This is a genomic window from Ciceribacter sp. RN22 (genome assembly GCF_024054295.1).
In the GTDB taxonomy this organism is placed as follows: Bacteria; Pseudomonadota; Alphaproteobacteria; order Rhizobiales; family Rhizobiaceae; genus Allorhizobium; species Allorhizobium lividum.
In genome coordinates this window covers 828,695-853,141 of sequence record NZ_JAMXLD010000001.1, presented here as the reverse complement: position 1 = coordinate 853,141, position 24,447 = coordinate 828,695, and the positions used below count along the sequence as shown (strand labels likewise).

Below are 24,447 nucleotides of genomic sequence, written 5' to 3'. Positions count from 1 at the left end.
ACACTCGTCACGCCTGACGGAACAGGCCTTCGGTGGCAATCGACACCGCCTTGAAGAGAAGGTGGACGGGCGTTCCCGGTTCCAGTTCGAGGCCTGCAGCCGAGCGGCGCGTGACTTCGGCGACGAGCCGCTCGCCGCCGCAATCGATCGTCACCATGACGGAATGGCCGGAATCCGCAAGCGCCGCGACGTGTCCCGAAAGCCGGTTGAGGGTCGATATGCCGTCCGGAAGGGTCGTCGCAAGAATGATCTCGCTGGTCGGCACGAAGACGCGGATATGCGTGCCGACCGCCATATCGGCCTGACGCAGGAAAAGCGGTCCGGCGCGACTGTCGGCGAGCGTCAGCCCCTCGTCGGGGCTGTGGCCGGTCACGACAGCGTGGAGAAAATTGCCCGGCTGCAGGACGCCCGTTGCCGAGGGAACGATGTTGAGCACCTCGTCCGGCGCTCCGATCGCGGTGGCCCGGCCGCCGGCGAGCACGACCACTCGGGTCGCGAGGCGGGCGACCTCCTCGATTGCGTGACTGACATAGAGGATCGGGATACCGACCTCATCGCGGATGCGCTCGATATCCGGAAGGATCGCCGCCTTCAGTTCATTGTCCAGCGCCGAGAGCGGCTCGTCCATCAGGAGCAGCCGTGGGCTCGTCATCAGGGCGCGCCCGAGCGCCACGCGCTGCTTTTCCCCACCCGAGAGATTGGCCGGCCGGCGGTCGAGCAGGCGGCCGATGCCGAGGAGATCGACGACGCGCTCCAGCGACTCGCGGCGTTCGGCGGCCGGCGTGAAGCGCCGGGCGTAGGCGAGGTTCTGGCGGACGGTAAGGTGCGGGAAGAGCCGTCCCTCCTGGAAGACATAGCCGATCCGGCGCCGGTGCGGCGGTACGAAAAGCCCCAGTTCCGCATCACTCCAGATCTCGCCGTCGAAGGCGATCCGCCCCTCCTGCGTCCTTTCGAGCCCGGCGACGAGATTGACCAATGTGGTCTTTCCCGAGCCGGAGGGACCGAAAAGGGCAGTGAGGCCGGCGCCGATTGAGAGATCGGCGATGAGTGCGAAGCCGTCGCGGCGATGGCGGACGTCGATGCGCAGCCTCATTGCGCCCCCGTGCCGGCAGCGAGGCGACGCGCCAGAAGCTCGGAGGCGATCACCGCAGTGAGCGAGATCACGATCGACACGAGTGTGAGCCGCATCGCCGCAAACTCGCCGCCGGGCACCTGGGTATAGGTGTAGATCGCCGAGGCGAGCGTCTGGGTCTCACCGGGAATGTTGGAGACGAAGGTGATGGTCGCGCCGAACTCGCCCATCGCCTTGGCGAAGGCGAGCACCGCGCCGGCGACGATGCCCGGCACGATCAGCGGCAGAGTCACCGTGACAAAGACCCACGCGCGGCTGGCGCCGAGCGTCGAGGCAGCCGCCTCCAGCCTGCGGTCGACAGTGTCGAGCGAGAGGCGGATCGAACGCACGAGCAGCGGAAAACCCATGACGCCGGCAGCGAGCGCCGCCCCGGTCCAGCGGAAGGAAAAGACAAGGCCGAACCACTGGTCGAGAAAGGCGCCGACCGCCCCCTTGCGCCCGAAGGTCAGCAGCAAAAGGTAGCCGGTGACGACCGGCGGCAGGATGAGCGGCAGGTAGACGATGCCGTTCAGGAGCGCCTTGCCGAAGAACTTGCCGCGCGACAACAGGAGGGCGACAGCCACGCCGACCGGCACGGAAAAGGCCACGGCTGTCGCCGCGACCTTCAGGCTGAGAAGCATGGCCGTCAGTTCTTCCGGCGATAGCGTCACGGCGGCGTTACCCTCGGTCTCCGGTGTCAGTTCGTCTTGGCAAGCACCGTGAAACCGGCAGCCGTGAAGCGATCATAGGCCTTCGGCGACTGAAGGTAAGAGAGAAATGCCGCCGCATCGGCGTTTTCCGCATCCTTGAGCGCGGCGGCCGGGTAGACGATCGCCGGATGGCTGTCCTCGGGGAAACGGTCCACCACCTTCACCTTCGGATCGGCCTTGGCGTCCGTCTCGTAGACGATGCCGAGCGGCGCCTCGGCGCGCGAGACGAGGAGGAGCGCGGCGCGGACGTTTTCGGCCTGGGCGACGCGATCCTTGACGCTCTCCCAGACGCCGAGATTTTCAAGCGCTGCCTTGCCGTAGACGCCGGCCGGCACGGCATCGGTATTGGCCATGGCGAGATGTCCGTCGCCGAGGGTGCTTGCGAGCGGGAAGTCCTTGCCGATCGAAAGCGAGACGGTGCTATCGGAAGGAGCGATCAGCACGATCCGGTTGCCGAGCAGGTTCACGCGGGTGCCTTCGGCGAGCAGGCCCGCCTTCTCGACGTAATCCATCCACTTGAGATCGGCGGAGATGAAGAGGTCGGCGGGCGCCCCTTCCCCGATCTGCTTGGCAAGTGCGGAGCTGCCGGCGAAGGAGAGCGTGACCTCCCCGCCCGTTTCCGCCTTCCAGTCGGCGGCGATTTCGCCGAGCACATCCTTGAGGCTCGCCGCCGCAAAGACCGTCACGGCATCGGCCGCCGACGCGGCAAGCGGCGAAAGGAAGACGGCACCGGCGACGACCGCTGCACCGAGAAGACGAGATGCCCTTGCAAAGACTTTCATTTGTGAAACCCCTCTGATCATCGATATATTCCGGTGGATACATCGGTAGCCGATCAAAGGTCGACGCGCAAGGGCCGCACCACAGGCGGCGCGCGACCCGAAGCTGGGATCAGGCGGGCCTCAAGGCAGCGAGAGACATCAGGAGGTCGCCGCTGATGCCGGCGCTGCCGTCGCCGAAAACCCCGAGCACCGGATCGGTCGTGGAATTCTCCATGTCGTACATGGCGGTGAAGCGCTGCAGCAGACGCTTGACCTTGTCGGGATCCTGCATCTCGGAGAGGTCCAGGTTCTTCTTGACGATCTTTGCCTGCACGTCGACATCCATGCTGGAGAACTCGGAGGAGAAGCCGTAGGTCACACGGAAGACCTCAAGCAGCGCGCTGTCGGCAATCAGCCCGTAGGCGTCGGTGAGCGTCGGCGCCATCCGCTCGAAATAGAGGGCAAGGCGCACACCCTCGTTGCTCTCGCCTTCACTCTCTTCGAGACTCTGCCGCAGGTACTTGTGGGCGGTTTCGAGCGCCGTACCGCGCTGCTGCACGGTCCCGACGGTCTCGCGCGTCAGATTGCCGTCGCCATCGAAGTTGAAGGAGGCCAGGAGCTCGGCCCAGTTCTCGTCCGTCTGCTGGTTGACGAAACTCTTCTTGTCCTCGAGGTCGGACGAGAAGATCTGCTTCAGGAAGTCGTTGGACACGTTGGCCGGATCGAAGCCGTAGGCACCGAGCACGACATCCATGACCCGCCGGTCGGCGAGGAGGTCGCCGACGGTGCGAATGCTCTGGATCTTCTCCTGATAGTACGTGGTCTCCTCCTGGGCAGCGGTCTTCGCCTTCGTCTTGTTGTCACCCTCGAGGAAGCGGATCTTGTTGACGATATAGTCCTTCGCCGTACGGGTGATGGTCAGCTGGTTCTGTGCGAGAAGAGGCACGTCGGCATCGCCGTTACCGTCGAAATTGAAAGCCTCGGCGAGTTTCACCAGACGCTCGTCCCGCGACCTGTTGGCATAACTCGTCGGATCGGTGGCGTCGCTGGTCAGAACCTTGCGCAGTTCGGCGTCGGTGAATTCACCGGCCTCGATGCCGAAGGGCTTGAGCAGGATCGGGCGCAGCGCCGCATTGCCGAGCAGGACGTCGACGTCGGTGAGGTCGGAAAGCTTCTTCTTGTAATAGTCGATCATGCTGTTCATCCGCTCGACGTCCTTGTCGTCGTAGAACTCGGCATAGGCCGAATTCGTCTCGATGAGCTGGACGTCCTGCTGGGCGGCGTAGCCGGCCTTGACGTTGCCAGACGTGTCGAAGTTGAACTTCTGGGCGACCGCCACCCAGGCCGCGCCGCCGTTGGTGACGGCATAATTGTTCGGGTCGGTGAGATCGCTGGTGACGATCGACTTGAAAACCGACGAGGTCATGGTGGCGTCGAACTGGAAGGCCGTCTTCACGTAGTCGAAGAGGCGCGGATCCGAGGTGAGTTCGGTGACCGAGGTGATGGTCGCCATCTTGGCGGCGTAATACTTCTTCTCCCGCGCGAGCGTGTATTCGGACACATAGTTCTGTGTTCCGTCGACATAGAGGTAGACGGTCGCTTCCTTCTGGTCCGCCGTCTGGGCGGTTGCAGCCGAAAGGCTTCCGTCGGCATTGAAATTGAATGCCTGTGCCATCTTGAGAAATGCGGCCGAGTTGGCGGCGTTGTTGGCAACGAGCTGGTTGACGTAGCTGTTCGGATCGGACGTGTCGCTCGTCAGGATTTTGACGAAGTGGTCGTTGGTATAATAGCCGCGATCGATGCCGTAGGCTTCGAGGACATAATCGAAGAGCCGCTTCGACTTGACCAGCTGGTCCGCACTGGTGACGGTATCGATCGCCGTCTCGTAGTATTTCGTCTCCGTTTCGACGTCCCCGGCGAGATCAACCTGGGCCTGCTTGTATCCGTCGATGATCGCCGTTTCCTGCGCATCCGTCTGGACATCCTTGATCTGCCCGACGAACTGGAAGGCGAGCGCGAAGTTCCGGTAGCGTTCGTCGGTGAGCTTGTTCGCATAGCTCTCGGAATCGTTGAGGTCGCTTTCAAGCACCTTCTTCATGAAGGCCTTGGCATAGGTCATGTCTTCGAGGCCGTAGGCCTTCATCGCATAGCTGTAGAGCCTGTAGTCGTCGAGGAACTCGTCGACCGACGTCACCTTGTCGATGTTGTCCTTGTAATAGGCGGCGAGCCGCTCCGTCTCGGCATCCGAGGCGACACGGTTGAGACTCGACTTCAGATCCCTGGTGACGAGGTCGTAGCTGAGATAGGTGGAAACCACGGCGCAACTCCCGGACGAGAACACTGGCGCGGCCACCATGCCTGCCGAGCCTTGCCCCGGGCTTTAGGCGCACACAGGCGGCCACTTGCGTTCACAATCTCGAAACCCTGAGCCGTTGGACTTCGCTAACCATCTGAGGATGCAAAGTTTTCTTAACCGCAATTTTTAAGTTGCCCGGAAGGGGGCGCGACTATCTTCCCGATCAGAGGACGCAAAGTCCCGAAGCGATGGCCATGACGGCGCTCGAGGTAGAACAAGGGTAGAATGATGATGACGAACACGGTTATGAAGCCTGCCTGGGCAGGTGCGACGCTGAGACTGGATCCGTCCCGTTTCCCGCATCAGATCACTTACGCATTGCGCGAAGCGGCCGGCGATGTCACGATCACCATTGACGAACGCGGCGCCATTCTGCGAAAGGTCTTGCCTTCGAGCGGATTGCCGCTCTCCTTCGCCCTGCCGGCTCGCGCTTTCAAGGGCGTTGCAGCGCGGGCAATCGACCATGGAGACGGAGAGGTAACGGTAACCTTGGAACTGCATCACGACGATCCGGACCTGTGCATCCCGCTTTTGGTGGCACACGACCTCTGCGATATCGCGGCCGACTGGCGCGGATGGGCGGACGCCTTCCGGATCCCGATGCTGATGGTCGAGGCCGACGGCGTCGCCCGCCCGCTCGAAGAGCATCTCGGGGACGTCAAGGCCCGCGCCACCCAGCCGCGCCGTCGCCATTCCTATTTCGCCCAGCGCCGCCCGCGCTTCCTGGTCCGCCGCTCGACTGGCAGCCTCGGCGTAGCCATGAAGATCTCCGGTAAGGAAATCATCGCTCGCAACTGAGCGAAGGACCGGTCATCCGGTTCTTTTCGAGACAATCAGGCAACCGCCCGGACACAAGGCCCCGCTCGCCACGATGCGGGGCCTGTTTCGTTTCGGGCCAGCAGTTTCCCGTCAGGCGAAAGGCAGTGCCGCAAGAAGCCCGGCGAAGATGATCGCACCGACCCGGCTGTTGGACTTGAAGAGCGCGAGGCACTGGGTGGCGTCGTCGATGTCTAGGACGGCGATCTGGTAGGCGAGCATGCCGCCTGCCGCGAGAAGGCCGACGAAGGCGAGGAAACCGGCCCCGGCCGAGAAGAAGGCGGCGGCGAGCAGGAGAAGGGTGAGGCCATAGAGGCCGACCAGCCAGGCGCGGGTGTTTTCGCCGAAGAGCCGGGCGGTGGAGCGCACGCCGATCAGCGCATCGTCCTCCTTGTCCTGATGGGCGTAGATGGTGTCGTAGCCGATCGTCCAGGCGACGGCGGCGGCGTAAAGCAGCACCGCCGGCAGCGACAGCGATCCGAAGAGCCCGGCCCAACCCATCAATCCGCCCCAGGAGAAGGCGAGCCCGAGGAAGAACTGCGGCCAGTCGGTAAAGCGCTTGGCGAAGGGATAGATCGCGACCACCGCAAGCGAGAGCATCCCGAGGCCGATCGCAAAGCTGTTGAAGCAGAGGAGGACGAAAAGACCGGTGAGGGCCTGCGCCGCCATGAAGAGCTTCGCCTGCAGGCGGCTGACGCGGCCGGAGGGGAGCGGGCGCGACCGGGTGCGGGCGACCGCCATGTCGATCTCGTGGTCGACGAGGTCGTTATAGGTGCAGCCGGCCCCGCGCATGGCGACCGAACCGATGAAGAAGAGCGCGAGGTGGAAAGCGAAGAACGAAAGGCTCAGCCGCCCCTCCTCCTGCAGGACGTTGGCGGCGAGCGCCGATGACCAGAAGCAGGGCCACATCAGGAGCTGCCAGCCGATCGGCCGGTCCCAGCGGGCAAGCTGCGCGTAGGGCCAGGCTGCGCGCGGCAGGATGCGGTAGACCCAGTTGTCGGAGGGCGCATCGGCGACGCGCCCGGTATTGTCGGCAAACGTGTTCATGCCGGATTGATAAACCAAAGCCCGGCGGAAGGAAACAAGAGCGATCCGCCGTTCGCACGCTCCCTGCCCTTCCCCGTGCCGGTCGGTGGTGCGTCGGCCGGCACGGGGCTGTTTGCGGGATGGCGGCCCGGCCGTCCTCCTCAGTACGTCACCTTCTCCAAGGGAGGACGGGCGGCGTCGAAGGCTGCAAGGGCCGCCTCGCGTTCGGCCATGTAGCCGCGCGTGTCGGGAACCGCGAACGTGTTCCTGGCGAGCTGCATGTGGAAGATGAAAAAGCCCTGATGCGTGAACGCCATCTCCGAACCGGCTAGATAGAATTCCCACATGCGGAAAAACCGCTCGTCATAGAGCCGGACCGCCTCCTCCTTGCGCGCGAGGAACCGCTCCCGCCAGTGCCGCAGGGTGCGGGCGTAGTGGCGCGGCATGATCTCGATGTCACGGATGAAGAGACCCGCCTTCTCGACCGCCGGCAGCACCTCGGCGAGCGAGGGAATGTAGCCTCCCGGGAAGATGTACTTCTCGAAGAAGGCATTGTTGACGAGCGGTGGCGTCGGTTGGCCGATCGAATGCAGCAGCATGACCCCGTCCTTGTCCAGCAGCTCGGCCGCCTTGCGGAAGAACCGGCCGTAATTGGAGGGGCCGACATGCTCGAACATGCCAACCGAGACGATGCGGTCGAAGGGCTTGGCCTTCATCGTGCGATAGTCCTGCAGCTCGAAGCGGACGCGGGAGGAGAGCCCGCGCTTCTCGGCCCGGTCACGCGAGACGCGCAGCTGCTCCGTGGACAGCGTGATGCCGGTCACGTCGACGCCGGAGGATTCGGCGAGATACATCGCCATGCCGCCCCAGCCGGAGCCTATTTCGAGAACGCGCTGACCTTCGCCGAGCAGCAGCTTGGCGGCGATGTGGCGTTTCTTGGCGACCTGAGCGTCTTTCAGCGAAGTCTCCGGCGTTTCGAAATAGGCGCAGGAATATTGCCAGTCGGCGTCGAGGAAGAGGTCGAAGAGCTTGGCCGAGAGGTCGTAGTGATGGGCGACGTTGCGCCGGTTGTGGTTGACGGGAAGGAGGCGCTGCAGGCGGGTGAGCGCCAGCCGGGCCACCCCGCGCCAGATCATGCCGAAACTCAAGTCCTCGGCATGCGTGTTGGATTTCACGAGCGCGAGGAGATCGTAAATGTCCCCCGCGTCCATGACCATGCGGCCGTCCATGTAGATTTCGCCGAGCTTCAGCTGCGGATCATCGACGAGTTCGTTCTCGGCCTTCTCGTCGGTGAAGCGGATGGCGACCGGTTCGCCCGTCCCGTCTCCGTACGTCCTGGATTGCCCGTCTGCGGTGGTAGCGGTCAGTGTACCGGTTCTGATTATGCGATTCAGTAATCCCTCAAGCTTCGAGGTCATTCCATGCCCCCAATCTGCTATCAACGAATATGAAACGAGAAAAAATCTAACGCTTTTATCGGCTTGGACAAGCGCGAGATTATTATCGATGCTTCATATTTCTTGAAGCCGGGGACGGGCGGCATCTCAGCGCCGCCCTTCGGTCCTCACTTCTTGCGGAAGGCCTCCGCCAGTGCTGCCCCGAGGCTGCCCTGCTGGGGGCGCGTCTCCTGCCGGGCCTGCGGCTTGCCGCCTGAGCGTGACGGACCCGGTCCGCGGCTGTCGCGGGCAGACGGCGGCGGTGCCTCGCCTCCGTCCTTGCGCATGGTGAGCGCGATGCGCTTGCGCTTGACGTCGACTTCGACGACACGGACCTTCACGACGTCGCCGGCCTTCACCACCTCATGCGGATCCTTGACGAAACGATCGGCGAGCTGGGAGACGTGGACGAGGCCGTCCTGGTGCACGCCGATATCGACGAAGGCGCCGAAGGCGGCGACGTTCGTCACCGTTCCCTCGAGCAGCATGCCGGGCTTCAGGTCGGTAATCTCGTCGACGCCCTCGGCGAAGGTCGCGGTCCTGAAGCTCGGACGGGGGTCGCGGCCGGGCTTCTCGAGCTCGGCGATGATGTCCTTGACGGTCGGCAGGCCGAACTGCTCGTCGATGAAGGTCCGCGGGTCAAGGTTTCGCAAGGTGGCGCTGTCGCCCATCAGCGTGCGCAGGTCGCGGCCGCAGGCGGCGACGATCTTCTTTGCCACACCGTAAGCTTCCGGATGAACCGAGGAGGCATCAAGCGGCTCCTTGCCGTTCGGGATGCGCAGGAAGCCGGCGCATTGTTCGAAGGTGCGCGCACCGAGGCGGGACACCTTGAGGAGTTCCTTGCGGCTTTCGAACGGACCCGTCTCGTCGCGATGGGAAACGATCGCCTCGGCGATCGAATTGGAGAGGCCCGAAACGCGCGCGAGCAGCGGCGCGGACGCCGTGTTCAAGTCGACGCCGACGGCGTTCACCGCGTCTTCGACCACGGCGTCCAGCGAGCGGCCGAGCTTCGCCTGGTCGACGTCGTGCTGGTACTGGCCGACACCGATCGACTTCGGCTCGATCTTCACCAGTTCGGCGAGCGGGTCCTGCAGGCGGCGCGCAATCGAGACGGCACCGCGCAGCGAAACGTCGAGGTTCGGGAACTCCCGCGCCGCCGTCTCGGAAGCCGAATAGACCGAGGCGCCAGCCTCTGACACGATCACCTTGGTCGGCTTCGGCGCCGGCATCTGGGCGAGCATGTCGGCGACCAGTTTCTCCGTCTCGCGGCTGCCGGTGCCGTTGCCGATGGCGATCAGCTCGACCTTGTGCTTGCGGATGAGGCTCGCCAGCTCCGCCTGCGTGCCACGAACGTCGTTCTTCGGCGGGAACGGGTAGACGGTGGTGGTGTCGACGACCTTGCCGGTGCCGTCGACGACCGCGACCTTCACGCCGGTGCGGATGCCCGGATCGAGCCCCATGGTGGCGCGCGAGCCGGCGGGTGCAGCGAGCAGCAGATCCTTCAGGTTGCGGGCGAAAACGTGAATCGCCTCCTCCTCGGCCCGCTCGCGCAGTTCGCGCATGAGGTCGAGGGAGAGCGACATCGAGAGCTTCACCCGCCAGGTCCAGCCGGCGACGTCCATCAGCCAGCGGTCGGCGGGCCCCTTGTCGGCGATGCCGAAGGCGGCGGCGATCATCCGCTGCGCCGGTTTGACCGGCGATGGGTCGTCGCGGTCGGCTTCGATTGCGAGCGTCAGCACCTCCTCGTTCCAGCCACGCAGCATGGCGAGCGCCCGGTGGCCGGGAACCGTCGCCCAGCGTTCCGAATGGTCGAAATAGTCGGCGAATTTCTCGCCCGCCTGTTCCTTGCCCTCGACCACCTTCGAGTAGAGCAGCGCCCGGTCCTTGAGGTCGTTGCGCAGCCGTCCGAGCAGGTCGGCGTTCTCGGCGATCCCTTCGGCGACGATGTCGCGCGCGCCTTCGAGCGCCGCCTTCACGTCCGGCACCTCGTCGCCGAGATAGGCTTCGGCGAGCTTCGCCGGATCGGCCGTGCGGTCCGCCCATATCGCTTCCGCGAGGGGTGCAAGCCCGCGCTCGCGGGCGATCTCGGCGCGCGTGCGGCGCTTCGGTTTATAGGGGAGATAAATGTCCTCCAGCTCGGCCTTCGTGGCGACGCCTGCGATCTTCGCGGCAAGCTCCTCGGTCATCTTGCCCTGCGAGGAGATCGACTCGACGATCGCCTTGCGACGCGCCGCGAGCTCCCGCAGGTAGATCAGTCGTTCGGAAAGGTTGCGCAGCTGGGTATCATCGAGGCCGCCGGTCACTTCCTTGCGGTAGCGCGCGATGAAGGGCACGGTCGCGCCTTCGTCCAGCAGCCCGACGGCCGCTACCACCTGGTCGGGGCGTGCACTGATCTCGGCGGCGATGATCGCGGAAATGGATTTGATGTCGTCGGCCATGAACAGCATTTTTCCTTCCATAATCGGTCGCGCGAATTTAGCGACCGAAGACGGCAAGGCAACGGCGAAGCGGGCGGGCTCCACAGGAAAGCCGAACACTCTCCCATATGGAGAAAGTCGGCAGCATCAAAGAAAAAGCCTCGCCGAAGCGAGGCTTGATGCTGACGCTAAATCCGGCTTGCAATCACCAAGAAATAACGGCCATCTCACGACGGACTTAAATGCCGGTGCGACCGGCGACACGCTCTATATGGCCCTAAATATGTCGACAGTCAATATCAGAGCCCCAAGCCAGCCCTTACACACTGACGCACCTCGTCCATTGTTGCACTGTCCAAGACTCGGATGTCATAGACTCGCTGCCCTCCTACCTTGCCGGAAAAAAGCAGCTTGAGCCGATGAAATGCCACTGTAAGTACGATATCGCCTTTTACCCACATCGTCGGAGTGACGTAGGGATGTGGTAACGGCGGATCGAGCGTAATCTGCATGTGGTGAGGCAATATCTTCGTAGGAGCGGTAGTGCTGAGCGGCACTATCGTACAGAGCATCGAACGACCTGGAATCGGTGGAGACAAGACGATTGCAGGACGCCGCTTCACCATCTCAGGCGGGCGAAACCCTTCTGAAAGGTCTACTCTTACAATCGTTCCCGGAATTGGATGGCTTACAACTGTCACGAGATACCCCTGTCCTATGCAGTATGCCAGCTGCGTGCGCGATATCAAGTTTTGGCTGCGGCTTTGCGCTTGACCTTTCGCCCCCCTGCCCTTAACGCCCGGCTATCAAAGGATTTCGGAGACGAGCGATGAAGGTTCTGTTGATCGGGTCGGGCGGGCGCGAACATGCGCTGGCATGGAAGCTGGCGCAGTCGCCGCTGATGGAGGCCTTCTACGCCGCACCCGGCAATCCGGGCATCGCCGAGCATGCGGTGCTCGTCGCCCTCGACATCGACGATCATGGCGCCGTCACCGCCTTCTGCAAGGAGAAGGCGATCGACTTCGTCGTCGTCGGACCGGAAGCGCCGCTGGTGGCGGGACTTGCCGACGTGCTCCGCGCCGCCGGCATCGCCGTCTTCGGGCCGTCCGCCGCCGCCGCCCAGCTCGAAGGCTCGAAAGGCTTCACCAAGGATCTCTGTGCCCGCTTCGATATTCCGACCGGCGCCTATCAGCGCTTCAACAATGCGCCGAAGGCGAAGGCCTATGTCCGAGCCCAGGGCGCGCCGATCGTCATCAAGGCGGACGGGCTCGCCGCCGGCAAGGGCGTGACGGTCGCGATGACGCTCGACGAGGCGCTGGCGGCGATCGACGACTGCTTCGAAGGCGCTTTCGGCACAGCCGGCGCCGAGGTCGTGGTCGAGGCCTTCCTCGACGGCGAGGAAGCGAGCTTCTTCTGCCTCTGCGACGGCAAGCACGCGCTTCCGCTCGCCACCGCCCAGGACCACAAGCGTGTCGGCGACGGCGATACAGGCCCGAACACCGGCGGCATGGGTGCCTATTCGCCGGCCCCGGTGATGACGCCCGAAATGGTCGAGCGCACGATGAAGGAAATCATCGAGCCGACCATGCGCGGCATGGCGGAGATGGGCTCCCCCTTCAGCGGCGTCTTCTTCGCCGGACTGATGATCACCGCGAACGGACCGGAACTGATCGAATACAATGTCCGCTTCGGCGATCCCGAATGCCAGGTGCTGATGATGCGGCTGAAGAGCGACCTGCTGCCGCTGCTTTACGCCACCGCGACCGGCACGCTCGACCAGGTCTCGGCCGCATGGGTCGACGATCCGGCGCTCACCGTCGTGCTGGCTTCGAAGGGCTATCCCGGCGCCTATGACAAGAACACGCCGATCGAGGCCATGCCCGCGGAGACGGCTGGCGCCAAGGTCTTCCATGCCGGCACGGCGCTGAAGGACGGAAAGCTCGTTGCGACCGGCGGGCGCGTGCTGAACGCGACGGCGACCGGCAAGACGGTCGCCGAGGCGCAGGCGCGGGCCTATGCGCTGGTGGACCAGGTGGCGTGGGAAAACGGCTTCTGCCGCCGCGACATCGGCTGGCGGGCGATCGCACGCGAGAAGAACTGATCCATTTCGCGGTTTTCAGACCGGAAAACGCGAAATTCGGTCAATATTTACCATTCCTCCTGACCGGATATCAACAAAGCCGGTCTAGCCTCCCCGATAACAGCTCGGGGAGTGCTTGTACCATGCGTCGTCTGATCCTGACCGCAGCCACCATCCTGGCCACCGGCCCGGCCATGGCATCGTCCGTCGAAGTCATCCACGCGATTCCGCGCGCGGAGAGCCACAGCGTCGAGGTGATGCACTGTCAGGATTGCCCGCCGCCGGCCGCCGTCAAGAAGAACGCCTATGTCGTGCCGACGCTTCCCGCCGGAGAACAGAAGGCGGAAATCAGGGACGTGGACGGCGAACGCAAGCTCATTCGCACCGAAGCCTGGATGGGTGGCTCCCCCGTCGTCTTCGTCAACAAGGCCGACGGATGGGCAACGAACGGCTCGATCGTCACCGCCGCCATACCGGGCGAGGACCGCGGAAGCGACGTCGGCATCGACGTGACAGCCACCACGGCTGCCGTCGGCGGTGAGGCCGGCGCCGCAACCGCGACCGGACCTGCCATGCTCGACACGTCGGGTTTCGAACTCAGGCTGCCCTGACGCCTGCTACGAGATCCCCCGCCCCACAACCGCACGATCCAGGTTGAAGGGCATCCGCCGCAGCGACTGCGGACAAATGCGCCCGGACACACCGTCCGGGCGCATTGCTTTCCAGCCTTCCGGAAACCCGATGCAACACGTTGATCATCCGAAGGTATAAGTCCGTCGCGAATTAGGGGAAATTTCATAGTTACATCGATATTTATCGATATCGAGTGCGATGCAGCACATGACGGGCGCAGGAGGCGCCGACTGACCGTCGGTCGAAGCTGCAATCCCCATCCAGGCAGCGGAACCGGCCCCTGTCTGAGAGGCACGATGAAGAACCTTAGAATTTCCAGCCAACTTATGGTGCTGATCGGCGGGCTGATGCTCGCCTTCGCTATCGCCACCTTTTTCCAGATCCGCGCATCGAGTGACGCAATCTACAGCGAGCGTTACGAGATGCTGCGGACACAGACCGAGGCAGCAGTCTCGGTTCTCAAGCGCTATCACGACCTCGAGGTGAAGGGCGAGCTGACGACCGAGGAAGCCAAGGCGCAGGCCTACGACGTCGTCGCCAAGATGCGCTACGAGCCCGACGGCTACATCTTCGGTTACGACTACGACGTCAACCGCGTGATCTATCTCGATGGAAAGGGCATCGGCAAGAATTTCGCCAATGTGACCGACAAGTCGGGCAACAAGTTCCTTGTCGAAATGGTGCAGAAGGCCCGCCAGGGCGGCGGCTGGACCACCTACGAATGGCCGAAGCCGGGCATGGCCGAGAACCAGCTCTCCCCCAAGGCCGCCTATTCGACCACATTCGAACCCTGGGGCCTGATGATCGGCACCGGCGCCTATCTGGACGATCTCGATGCAACGGTCATGAAGAGCGTGATGGACGCTCTGTTCATCGGTATGGCCGTCTTCGGTCTCGGCTCTGCCGCAGCGTTCTTCGTGATCCGCGGCATTACCCGGCCGCTCACGGCCATCCACGACGCGCTGGAAGCCGTCGCCGACGAGAATGTCACGGTTACGATCCCGCATACCGACATGCGCAACGAGGTCGGCATGATGGCCAAGGCCACGCTTTCACTGCAGGACAAGGTGCGCGAGCGCCATGCCATGGCCGAGCGTCAGGAGGCACAGGACCGCGAGCTCGACAGCGAGCGGCAGCAGAACGCCGCCCTGCAGCATCGGGAAAGCGAGCAGCAGGCACACGTCGTCGCGACGATCGGCGTGGCACTGGAAGAGCTTGCCGGCGGTGACCTGACCATCCGCTGCGGTGATCTCGGCCCGAAATACGCGACGCTTCGCGACAACTTCAACGAAGCACTCTCGCATCTCGAAGCGGCGATGTCGAAGGTGAACGCCAAGGGCGTCGACATCGGCGGCTCGAAGGAGGAGATCCGTCGCGCCTCCAACGAACTCTCCCAGCGCACCGAGCGGCAGGCCGCCAACCTCGAGGAAACCTCGGCAGCCCTTGACGAACTCACCGTCGCCGTCCGCCAGACGGCAGACGGCGCACAGGAGGCCGCCAAGCGGGTCAATACGGTCTCCAGCGAAGCATCCCGTTCGGACGCCGTCGTCGCCGAGGCGATCAACGCGATGAGCGGCATCGAGAAGTCCTCGATCGAGATCGGCAAGATCATCGGCGTCATCGACGAGATCGCCTTCCAGACCAACCTGCTGGCGCTCAATGCGGGCGTCGAGGCGGCACGTGCCGGCGAAAGCGGCAAGGGTTTTGCCGTCGTCGCCCAGGAAGTGCGCGAGCTCGCCCAGCGTTCGGCCGCCGCCGCGAAGGAGATCAAGGACCAGATCTCGCATTCGACCGGCCAGGTGCAGAACGGCGTGCAGCTCGTCGGCCAGGCCGGCGAGGCGCTGAAGCGGATCTCCGACCAGATCAAGACGGCGAGCGACATCGTCTCGAAGATCGCCCATTCGGCGGTCGAGCAGGACACAACGCTGCGTTCGATCTCTTCGGCGATGAACCAGCTCGACGCCGCGACCCAACACAACGCCGCCATGGCCGAGGAAACCACCGCATCGGCCGAGGCGCTCGCCAACGACACCGAGGAGCTGCTGACCCTCATCCGCAGCTTCAAAGTCTCCGGCAGCCAGGGCTACGGCCTGCAGCGCGTCGCGCAGCAGATGCGCATGGCGAGCTGACGGGCTGCCCTCATCATGTCAAACGGCCGCCGGAGCGATCCGGCGGCTTTTTTCGTTGCGGGGACGCTTTTCTTGTCCCCGTCAGCTTCCCGTCAGATACCGGTCAGCCAACCGTCAGCCAGTGTTGAGTATTCATAATCCCATCTTCAACACGGAGGACTGACCAATGAAGACCTACACCGCAGTATTCGCCGCCCTTCTCGCCGTTTCCACTTCCTCGTTGCTTTCCGCCCCGGCCATGGCCACCGAAAAGTGCTCCACCGTCGCCCAGTGCCTCGGCCACGATTCTTCCTCGTCCGCACGGGGCGACCAGTCGAACGACGACAACGGCACGGCCGGCGACACCGACCGTAACCGCGAGCGCAACGAACGCAACGGCAATGACGACAACGGCCGCGGCGAGAGCGACAACGGTGCCGGCCACGACAGCGGCCATGACGGCGGCAGCGATCACAACGGTGGCAGCGACAACGACGATTGATCCGGACACCCCCGGAGCTGATCAGGGCGGCGGCAACGCCGCCCTTCGCATGTCTGGCATCTCCTTGATATGGCCGCCGACGGGCGATCAAGTGCCTTCGGCGATGCGCGCCACGCGCGCGTCGATCTCGCGGTCGGAAAACACCTCGACGCCGGCGCGTCGCAGAAGTGCCGCCGTCACACCTGCGCCATCGTGGTGCCGACCTTTCCTTCTTCCACTTTTCTTCCCCTGTCAGCTTCCCGTCAGGTACCGGTCAGGCATCCGTCAGTCAGCGTTGAGTATACATGATCCCATATTCAACACGGAGGACTGACCAATGAAGACCTACATCGCAGTATTCGCCGCCCTTCTCGCCGCTTCCACTTCCTCGCTGCTTTCCGCTCCGGCCGTGGCGAGCGAAGGTTGCTCCACCGTCGCCCAGTGCCTCGGCCACGATTCTTCCTCGTCCGCACGGAGCGACCGTTCGAACGACGACAACGGCATGGGCCATACCGAACGCAACCGCGAGCGCAACGAGCGCAACGGCAATGACGACAACGGCCGCGGCGAGAGCGACCACGGTGCCGGCCATGACGGCGGCAGCGACCACAACGGTGGCAGCGACAACGACGATTGATCCGGACACCTCCGGAGCTGATCAGGGCGGCGGCAACGCCGCCCTTCGCATGTCTGGCATGTCCTTGATATGGCCGCCGACGGGCGATCAAGTGCCTTCGGCGATGCGCGCCACGAGCGCCTCTATTTCGCGATCGGAAAAGACCGCGATGCCGGCTTGGCGCAAGAGCGCCGCGGTTACCCCAAGGCCCGGATGGCGAACACCGGAAAAGCTTCCGTCATAGATGAAACCCGACCCGCAGGACGGGCTGCCGTCGATCAGGAGCGCGTAAGCGCAGCCATTGGCGCGGGCGAATTCGACGGCCTTCCGTCCACCCTCGATGAAGGCGTTCGAGACGTCGCGGCCGGTCTTCTCGATGACCCTTGCGCGCCCCTCGATCACGTCCTCGCCGCTCGCGCCGCCCTCGATCTCGGCCGGCGGGCGCGGCGTCGAGAGCCCGCCCGCCTGTTCCGGGCAGAAGGCGACGAGCCGGCCCTCGGCCTTCCAGCGGTCGATCGCCGGGTGGACGAGCGGCTTGCCCTTGCCGTCGTAGCGGACCGGGCGGCCGAGAAGACAGGCGCTGATGAGGATTTTCGGCACGTTCACTCCTCTTCCCCTTGCGGGCAGCCCGCCGAGAAGGCGAACGTCCTGCGTCAGACCTTCCCCCACCCGAAAAATCTGGCACTTGGCTGAAGCCAAGATGCCGATTTTTCTTCCTCTCCCACGAGGGGAGAGGCTAGCCCGAAATCTTCGAGAAGTCGGCGACGGTGCCGGTCGCCTCGCGGATCGCCTTCAGCAGCGCCAGGCGGTTGGCGCGGATCGCGGCATCCTCGTCGTTCACCAGCACGTCGTCGAAGAAGGTGTCGACCGGCGCGCGAAGCTTCGACAGCGCCTGCATGGCGGAGCGGAAGTCTTCCTTCGCCACCGCTTCGGCAGCTTCCGCGGTCGCGACCCTGATCGCGGCGTAGAGCGCCTTTTCCGCGTCGAGCGTCAGCAGCGCGTCGGAGACCGCGTCGGCGACGACGGTGCCCTTCTTCTCTTCCGAGGCGAGAAGCTGCGTGGCGCGCTTGGTGCCGGCCACGAGGTTGATGCCGTCCTCCGAGGTTATGAAGGCGGTCAGCGCTTCCGCGCGGCGGGCGACCATCAGCAAGTCGTCGGCCTCGGGGGTGAGCACCGCATCGATGATGTCGTGGCGGGCGCCCTGATCGCGCAGGTAGACCTTCAGGCGGTCGTGGAAGAAGGAGAGGAGCGAATAAAGCGCCTCTTCTAATGGCAAAAATCGGACCACCATATCTTCATTAAAGATGTCACTCTCAGCTTTGAAGATATCCGCACCCGGAACTAAGAACTGCTTGTTAAGATACCAAAATGCGTCCTGGGCGGCGGGCTCTTTAAGCATCATGCTTTCTGGGATGCGATAACTTCCAGTTTCGCTTTTAAACCTCAACGCATGAAGCTCCCTAAAGCGATCTAGATAAATGTTGTGGATAGTCTGTATCACCGTGTTGAGCGAAGCGCGCAAACCCCGCTCCAGCAATATCCGCACCACGCCCAGCGCCGCGCGGCGTAGCGCAAACGGGTCCTTCGAGCCGGTCGGCTTTTCGTCGATCGCCCAGAAGCCGGCGAGCGTATCCAGCTTGTCGGCGAGCGCGACGGTGATCGCCACCTTGTCATCCGGCACGCGGTCGGACGGACCCTGCGGCTTGTAATGATCCTCGATCGCCGCGGCGACGCTCTCGTGCTCGCCTTGCAGCAGCGCATATTTGCGGCCCATGACGCCCTGCAGTTCCGGGACTTCGCCGACGGCCTCGGTGCGCAGGTCGGCCGTCGCCAGCACCACGGCGCGGTCGACGAGGGCGGCATCGGCGCCGACGAGCGGCGCCAATTCCTCGGCGAGCGCCCGGATGCGGGCAACGCGCTCGCCCTGCGTGCCGAGCTTGGCGTGGAAGGTGACGTTCAGCGCATCGAGCTTGGCCATCCGCTGGTCGAGCGGCTTTCCAAGGTCGAGATCGAATTTCGCGGCCGAGGCCTTCAGTGTGTCGAGGTCCGGCAGGTCGCCCTGGTCGCGCTTCCAGAAATGCAGCGCGTCGGAAAGGCGCGCGCGCACGACCTTGCCGTTGCCGTGCATGATCTCCTTGCCGCCGTCCTTCGCCTCGATGTTGGAGACGAGGATGAAATGGTTGGAGAGCACACCCTCCCCTTGGGGGGGAGGGTCGGACCGAAGGGCCGGGGTGGGGTGATCGCTCGCGACCGACGCCGTATCACCCCCACCCGCGCGTTCCGCGCGACCTCCCCCCTCAAGGGGGAGGTGGACGCCATGCGGGCGGGTGACGAAGCACTTCTGATTGGTCTTGATCGTCAGCCGGATGATTTCCGCCGGGATCGAGAGGAAATCGTCCTCGAAGGTGCCGAGCAGCACATGCGGGTATTCGACGAGGCCGGAGACCTCTTCCAGGAGGTCGGCATCCTCGACCAAGTCGAGGCCGTTGGCAAAGGCGAGGTTGGCGGCATCCTGCGCGATGATCTGACGGCGGCGCTCGGCGTCGAGAACGACCTTCGCCTTTTCGAGGCTCGCGACGTAATCGCCGAAGCGCCGGACCGTGATCGCCTCCGGCGCGTGGAACCGGTGGCCGTAGGTGATGTTGCCGGCCACGATGCCGTCGATCTCGAAGGGGATGACGGCAACTTCGTCATTCTCGGTGCCGAAGGTGCAGACGATCGACTGCAGCGGGCGCACCCAGCGCAGGCTTTCGCTGCCCTTGCCTTCGATACCGCCATAGGACATGCCCCTCGGCATGGATGCGGAACCCGACCGCATCGACTTCGGCCAAGGGAAATCGCGGATGATGCCCGGCATGACCGCGGCGATGATCTCTTCCGCGGGGCGGCCGGGTTTTTCGATGAAAGCGACGTAGAAGTCGCCCTTCTTCGGATCGCTGACCACCTGCGCCTGAGAGACATCGGAAAGGCCGGCGCCGCGCAGAAAGCCCTCGATCGCCTTTTCCGGCGCGTCGACGCGCGGCCCCTTCTTCTCCTCGCGGACGTCGGCGGAGCGGGCGGTGAGCCCGCGGATGTCGAGGGAGAGGCGGCGCGGCGTCCAGTATTCGCGCGCACCCTCGTAGGTCAGCCCCGCCTCGACCAGCGCGTCGGTCACGAGCTTCTTCAGGTCGCCCGCGGCCTTGCGCTGCATGCGGGCAGGAATTTCCTCGGAGCGGAGTTCAAGCAGAAGATCGGGCATGGAACTGACTTTTTGTTTGTTGCCTGGGTTGCCGCGGACTTAGCAAGCCCGGCGCGAAAAGTCATCCGGCAATACGGGAAATTGCGCGATGTTGCGAGGAGGTTGTCGCCCGGCTATGCGGCACTCATGACGGGGATAGCGGCGATTTCCTCCGCCTTGGCGGCGGCCTCCACCTTGAGGTCATAACTGGTCTGCAGGTTCATCCAGAATTGCGGCGAGGTGTCGAAGAAGCGGGCGAGGCGCAGGGCGGTGTCGGGCGTCAGCGCCGTCTGTTCGGCAACCAGCCGCTCGATGCGCGTGCGCGGAACGTTCAGCTTCTTCGCGAGGGCGCCGGCGCTCATGCCCAAGGGCTGAAGAAACTCGTCCCGCAAAATCTCACCCGGATGAACCGGAGGCAGTGCCACGACCATATCTCTCATCCTTTTTCGCCGGCCTCAATGATAGTCCACGATCTCGACCTTCTCGGCACCGCCGTTCACCCAGACGAAGCAGATCCGCCATTGGTCGTTGATGCGGATCGAATGCTGCCCCTGCCGATTGCCCTTCAGCGCTTCCAGCCGATTGCCGGGAGGGCTCGCCAGATCGTGCAGGCTGACGGCGTTGTCGATCAATGTCAGCTTGACGACGGCGCGGCGCAGCAGATCGGCCGGAAACCCCTTCGGCGCCTCGCCGGCGGCGATCATCTCGGTCATCGCCGAGGCGTAGGACCTTATCATCGCATCTTCCCGATTTTCCTGTATGTATCACGTCACGATACATATCGCAATATGATTCGGCGCGGGACGCCCCCTTACCACCCTCCGCCGCCGCCGCCACCGCCGCCGCCGCCGGAAAAGCCGCCGCCCGAGGAGAAGCCGGAGGACGAACTCTTGACTGGTTGCGGGATGGTCGAGGCCATGGTGGAGGCCATCGCCGAGGAGAAGCCGCCGATGCGGTCGCCGACGCCGCGCGAAAGATCGCCGTGATACCAGGCCGGCTGGTAGCTCGCCGCGGCCGCGCCTGCCGCAGCGGAGGCGAGCCAGGTCTCGAAGGTACGGGTCCAAGGCTTTTCGACCCCGAGTGCGACGGCGTAGGGCAGCAGGGTTTCGAAATGGCTCGGCGACATCGTCGGCACGCCCTGCATGTTGAGCCGGTCCTTCTCGGCGAGCGTCATATAGGTGCGCAGGCCCTCGATGCCGTCCATCATCTTGCGGCCGATCGGCGTCGGCGCGCCCATCAGGAAGAAGAAGAGCACGTTGAGCAGCACGATGGCGCCGACGGCGACCACCACTTCCGTCTGGCTCGCATCGGCAAGCTCGAAGACGGCCGTCACGACGACCAGCGAGAAGATGGTGAAGGCGGCGAAACCGATCACCGTCAGCACCACGATCGAGACGATCTTTGAGAGCAGCGAGGAGCTGCGGCTGAAGCCTTTGCCGATCGCCACCCCGAAGGCGCCGAAGAACACCGAGAAGAAGGTCGGGATGAACATCAGCCCGATCGTGTCCTCCTCGAGCGTCCCGAAGACGAAGAGCGCGGCGAGTGCTGCGATGCTGAGCACCACGCCGCCGGCGAAATAGCCGGAATTGGCGCGGTAGTATTTGCCGCGATGCTCCTTCTCGATGGCGCTGCGGAACTTGCGTCCGGCGCTCTCGACCCGCTTTCCGTTCTTCTTGTCGATGGTGAACGTGCTGCCGGCCTCGCCGAACTCGGCAAGCAAGCTCGCCTGCCCGCCCGGAAGCGTCGTCGGCGCGGCCTTGCCGGTTCGCCGCACGACGATCGACTTTTCGAGATCGTCGAGCTCGACATAGCCGTGGACGGCGAGATCAATCAGCGAGGCGGAGAGCGCCGTCCAGCCCGCGCCGGAAAAGCCCTTGTTGTCGATATAGTTGACGAGCGCCGGCGAAATACCTTCCGGCGGGTCCCAGCGCGGCACGATCACGCCCCCGTCCGGGTCGCGTCCGACAGCGATCCACGAACGCAGGTAATAGGCAAAGACCAGGAAGAGCCCGCCGAAGCCGAGGATCGCGTTGATGTTGTCGCGCAGGAACCACCAGCGCGTCTGTTCGGCCGATGGCGCGGTGACGACGCCTTTCGGCAAAGCGAGGACGATGGTCAATCCCTCCTCAGGGCCGAGCGGTCGGGTCGTCTCGAACTGCAGCCCGCCGCTGCCGGGCACCGCGCGGGCGTTGCTCTCCGTCGAGCCCTGCGGGCCGGTATAGACCGCCGTCCGCGTCGGCCGCGCACCGTCCGGAAGCGAGACCGTGGCGCTCGCCTCCTCGATCGGAAACTGCCAGCCGTTGCCGGTGACGTTCCAGTAGAGCTCGTCATGATCCTCGAAATAGCGGATCTGCCGACCGGTCCTGTAGGTGAAGCGGTAGGTATATTCCCCCGGCGAGAGGAAGACGTCGGCCGAGCCGGCATAGATACGGATACCGCCGGAAATGGTCTCGGTATGGTTCGCCTCGGGCTCGCCGTCGCGTTCGACCGAAAGGAGTTCGAAGTCGACCTTCGTCCGGCGGCCGGCGTCATCGACGGCATAGAGCGGGAAATCGCGGAAGATGCCCCGCTTGATCTCATTGCCCTCGGCGTTGACGGTGATCGTTTCCCGGATCGTCAAGGTCGCGTCGGCCGCGACCTCGATATCGGCATGGTAGGAGCGGATGACCTCTTCGGCCGCAGCTCCCCTCACGAGGGCCAGCGAGAGGAACATCGTGAAGAGGAGGCCGAAGAGCGTTTTCACGGTCGATTATCCCGCCTTGTACTCGACGCCGAGCGAGGCCAGCGCATCCCAGTAATCGGGATAGGTCTTGGCGACGCAGCCGGGATCGAGAATGGTGATGCCGGAGATCTTCAGCCCGGCGAGCGCGAAGCTCATCGCGATGCGATGGTCGGCGAAGGTGTCGATTGCCGCCGGCAGGTTCTGCCCCGCGAGTGCCGGATCGGCGAAGACCAGAAGGTCGTCGCCCTCCTCCGTCGCGAGCCCGGGGCGGATATTGTTCAGGCCTGTCGACAGCGCCCGCACCCGGTCGCATTCCTTGACGCGGAGGTTGGCGATGCCGGTGAAGCGCACCGGCTTGTCGTTGAAGGCCGCGAGCACGGCGATCGTCGGGATCGCGTCCTGCATCTGCGAGCCGTCGATCACCGCCGGCATGGACGGGAAGGCGGCGATGACATCATGCGCCTTTGCATCCGGCTGGGTGAATTCGCCGGCCGGCGTGCCGATGTCGATTGTCCCGCCCGTCAGCACTTCCGCCGCCCAGAGATAGGTGGCGGCCGACGCATCCGGCTCGATGTGGAAGTCGGTCGCCGTATAGCCGGTCGGCTCGATCCGCCAGGAGGCGGGCGTCGGCTGCTCGACGCGCGCCCCGAAGGCGCGCATGGCGGCAAGCGTCAGGTCGATATAGCCGCGCGCGCCGATATCGGCACCGGCAAGGGCGATCTCGAAGGGGGCATCCGCGCAGGCCGCCGCCATCAGGAGGGCGGAGACATACTGGCTCGACAGGCCGGCATCGATCACCACGCGGTTCTCGGCGAAGGCGCCGATGGCATCGATGGTGACCGGCGGGCAGCCGGTCGGGGCATCGATCGCGACGCCGAGCGAACGGAGTGCATCGACAAGCGGCTTGATCGGACGCTTGCGCATGTGCTCGTCGCCGTCGACCACATAGCGCCCGCGGCCGAGCGCCAGCGCAGCCGTCAAGAAGCGTGTTGCGGTGCCGGCATTGCCGAGGAAGAGCGGCGCGGCCGGCGGCGTCAGCTTGCCGGAACTCGTGACGACGAAGGTCGTCGCATCGGGCTCCTCGACGGTCACGCCCATCGCCCGCAGCGCTTCGGCCATATAGCGGGTGTCGTCGCTCTTCAGCGCGCCGGTGAGACGGCTCGTCCCCTTCGCAAGCCCCGCGAGCAGCAGCGCGCGATTGGTGATCGATTTCGAGCCCGGGGGGCTCACCCGTCCGGTGAGCGGATGGCCGGGCGGAATCATGGTCAGTCTGTCTGTGGTCATACGTCTTGTCTCGGTCGCACTCCGTTTACCGGAGCACTCAACTTAGAACTTCACCGTCGGAACGGCGCGATCGGCCTCGTTGGCGATCTCGAAATAGGGTTTCTTGGCAAAGCCGAACTGGCCGGCCACCAGATTGGAAGGGAAGCTTTCCACCTTGACGTTCAGGTCGCGCGCGGCCCCGTTGTAATAGCGGCGCGACATCTGGATCTCGCCTTCGATGGTTTCGAGCGAGCGCTGGAGTTCCAGGAAGTTCTGGTTGGCCTTGAGGTCCGGATAGGCTTCCGCGAGCGCGATCACCCGGCCGAGCGCCTGGCCAAGCAGGCCTTCGGCGACCGCACGCCCCTCGACGTCACCGGCGGGCACGGCCTGTGCCTTGTTGCGCAGCGCGACGACTTCCTCGAGCGTCGACTTCTCGTGCCCGGCATAGCCCTTGACCGTCTCGATGAGGTTCGGGATGAGGTCGGCACGACGCTTCAGCTGCACGTCGATGCCGGACCAGGCCTCCTCGGCCATCTGCCGGGACTTGACGAGGCCGTTGTAGATGAAAACCACGTAAAGAACGAGGGCGGCAAGTATCGCGAGAATAGTAAACATCTTCCATGCTCCGGCGAGGGCGAACAATGCCGGACCTTATGCGTCTCGACGCGGAAAGTCACCAGCCATTCTAGGACCT

At 64.3% G+C, this 24,447-nt stretch carries 21 protein-coding genes; 6 read left to right on the top strand and 15 right to left on the bottom strand.

The features are described 5' to 3' along the window. Positions 1-7: 7 nt before the first annotated feature. The 4 genes from modC to NHF53_RS04170 form a co-directional block, all read right to left on the bottom strand. Complete coding sequence (modC, locus tag NHF53_RS04185; protein ID WP_252833216.1) at positions 8-1,093, bottom strand: molybdenum ABC transporter ATP-binding protein; 1,086 nt, start codon at positions 1,091-1,093, stop codon at positions 8-10. Beyond that, positions 1,090-1,782, bottom strand: coding sequence for a molybdate ABC transporter permease subunit (gene modB, locus NHF53_RS04180; protein ID WP_308218625.1), 693 nt, complete (start codon positions 1,780-1,782; stop codon positions 1,090-1,092). Before modB ends, modC begins: the two co-directional genes overlap by 4 nt. A 26-nt stretch (positions 1,783-1,808) precedes the next feature. Further along, on the bottom strand, positions 1,809-2,603 hold the full coding sequence (modA, locus tag NHF53_RS04175; protein WP_252833215.1) for a molybdate ABC transporter substrate-binding protein: 795 nt from the start codon (positions 2,601-2,603) through the stop codon (positions 1,809-1,811). Positions 2,604-2,712: 109 nt separating this feature from the next. Then, a complete protein-coding gene (locus NHF53_RS04170) occupies positions 2,713-4,899 on the bottom strand; it encodes a DUF1217 domain-containing protein (RefSeq protein ID WP_252833214.1) in 2,187 nt (728 codons plus the stop codon). 270 nt (positions 4,900-5,169) lie between these two features. On the opposite strand from NHF53_RS04170, the gene NHF53_RS04165 reads away from it, so the two are divergent. Further along, the gene (locus NHF53_RS04165; RefSeq protein WP_112691608.1) at positions 5,170-5,736 is read left to right on the top strand and encodes a DUF6101 family protein; all 567 of its coding nucleotides are present in this window, start codon (positions 5,170-5,172) and stop codon (positions 5,734-5,736) included. Between the two features lie 111 nt (positions 5,737-5,847). On the opposite strand, the gene ubiA is transcribed toward NHF53_RS04165, so the two are convergent. The 4 genes from ubiA to NHF53_RS24255 all read right to left on the bottom strand — a co-directional run bounded on the left by ubiA (position 5,848) and on the right by NHF53_RS24255 (position 11,334). Next, a complete protein-coding gene (gene ubiA / locus NHF53_RS04160; RefSeq protein WP_252833213.1) occupies positions 5,848-6,801 on the bottom strand; it encodes a 4-hydroxybenzoate octaprenyltransferase in 954 nt (317 codons plus the stop codon). A 140-nt stretch (positions 6,802-6,941) separates the two neighbouring features. Next, positions 6,942-8,198: a cyclopropane-fatty-acyl-phospholipid synthase family protein gene (locus NHF53_RS04155; protein WP_252833212.1), complete on the bottom strand. Its 1,257-nt coding sequence runs from the start codon at positions 8,196-8,198 to the stop codon at positions 6,942-6,944. Positions 8,199-8,344: 146 nt separating this feature from the next. After that, complete coding sequence (locus NHF53_RS04150; protein ID WP_252833211.1) at positions 8,345-10,654, bottom strand: Tex family protein; 2,310 nt, start codon at positions 10,652-10,654, stop codon at positions 8,345-8,347. A 278-nt stretch (positions 10,655-10,932) separates the two neighbouring features. After that, positions 10,933-11,334 carry a type II toxin-antitoxin system PemK/MazF family toxin gene (locus NHF53_RS24255; protein ID WP_374591012.1) on the bottom strand — a complete coding sequence of 134 codons (402 nt, stop codon included), beginning with the start codon at positions 11,332-11,334 and terminating at the stop codon, positions 10,933-10,935. A 128-nt stretch (positions 11,335-11,462) separates the two neighbouring features. Here NHF53_RS24255 and purD point away from each other — a divergent pair, with 128 nt between their 5' ends. The 5 genes from purD (at position 11,463) to NHF53_RS04120 (ending at position 16,572) form a co-directional block, all read left to right on the top strand. After that, positions 11,463-12,734 carry a phosphoribosylamine--glycine ligase gene (gene purD / locus NHF53_RS04145; RefSeq protein ID WP_252833210.1) on the top strand — a complete coding sequence of 424 codons (1,272 nt, stop codon included), beginning with the start codon at positions 11,463-11,465 and terminating at the stop codon, positions 12,732-12,734. Positions 12,735-12,856: 122 nt separating this feature from the next. Further along, on the top strand, positions 12,857-13,324 hold the full coding sequence (locus NHF53_RS04140) for a plant virulence effector HPE1-like domain-containing protein (RefSeq protein ID WP_252833209.1): 468 nt from the start codon (positions 12,857-12,859) through the stop codon (positions 13,322-13,324). 318 nt (positions 13,325-13,642) lie between these two features. Beyond that, positions 13,643-15,475 (top strand): methyl-accepting chemotaxis protein, encoded by a 1,833-nt coding sequence (locus tag NHF53_RS04135; RefSeq protein WP_252833208.1) that lies wholly within the window; start codon positions 13,643-13,645, stop codon positions 15,473-15,475. 166 nt (positions 15,476-15,641) lie between these two features. After that, positions 15,642-15,956 (top strand): hypothetical protein, encoded by a 315-nt coding sequence (locus tag NHF53_RS04130; protein ID WP_252833207.1) that lies wholly within the window; start codon positions 15,642-15,644, stop codon positions 15,954-15,956. Positions 15,957-16,272: 316 nt separating this feature from the next. Continuing rightward, positions 16,273-16,572, top strand: coding sequence for a hypothetical protein (locus NHF53_RS04120; protein WP_252833206.1), 300 nt, complete (start codon positions 16,273-16,275; stop codon positions 16,570-16,572). Between the two features lie 87 nt (positions 16,573-16,659). Here the strand turns inward: NHF53_RS04120 and NHF53_RS04115 are convergent, their stop codons facing one another. The 7 genes from NHF53_RS04115 to NHF53_RS04085 form a co-directional block, all read right to left on the bottom strand. Then, positions 16,660-17,151: a DUF523 domain-containing protein gene (locus NHF53_RS04115; protein WP_252834908.1), complete on the bottom strand. Its 492-nt coding sequence runs from the start codon at positions 17,149-17,151 to the stop codon at positions 16,660-16,662. Between the two features lie 136 nt (positions 17,152-17,287). After that, positions 17,288-19,789 carry a glycine--tRNA ligase subunit beta gene (locus tag NHF53_RS04110; RefSeq protein ID WP_252833205.1) on the bottom strand — a complete coding sequence of 834 codons (2,502 nt, stop codon included), beginning with the start codon at positions 19,787-19,789 and terminating at the stop codon, positions 17,288-17,290. Between the two features lie 113 nt (positions 19,790-19,902). Continuing rightward, the gene (locus NHF53_RS04105; RefSeq protein ID WP_114362681.1) at positions 19,903-20,199 is read right to left on the bottom strand and encodes a HigA family addiction module antitoxin; all 297 of its coding nucleotides are present in this window, start codon (positions 20,197-20,199) and stop codon (positions 19,903-19,905) included. A 24-nt stretch (positions 20,200-20,223) separates the two neighbouring features. Further along, complete coding sequence (locus NHF53_RS04100) at positions 20,224-20,505, bottom strand: type II toxin-antitoxin system RelE/ParE family toxin (RefSeq protein ID WP_252833204.1); 282 nt, start codon at positions 20,503-20,505, stop codon at positions 20,224-20,226. Positions 20,506-20,579: 74 nt separating this feature from the next. Further along, on the bottom strand, positions 20,580-22,481 hold the full coding sequence (locus tag NHF53_RS04095; RefSeq protein WP_252834907.1) for a DUF2207 domain-containing protein: 1,902 nt from the start codon (positions 22,479-22,481) through the stop codon (positions 20,580-20,582). Positions 22,482-22,517: 36 nt separating this feature from the next. Then, complete coding sequence (gene aroA, locus NHF53_RS04090) at positions 22,518-23,774, bottom strand: 3-phosphoshikimate 1-carboxyvinyltransferase (RefSeq protein WP_252833203.1); 1,257 nt, start codon at positions 23,772-23,774, stop codon at positions 22,518-22,520. 42 nt (positions 23,775-23,816) lie between these two features. Then, on the bottom strand, positions 23,817-24,368 hold the full coding sequence (locus NHF53_RS04085) for a LemA family protein (protein WP_114362678.1): 552 nt from the start codon (positions 24,366-24,368) through the stop codon (positions 23,817-23,819). Between the last annotated feature and the right edge of the window lie 79 nt (positions 24,369-24,447).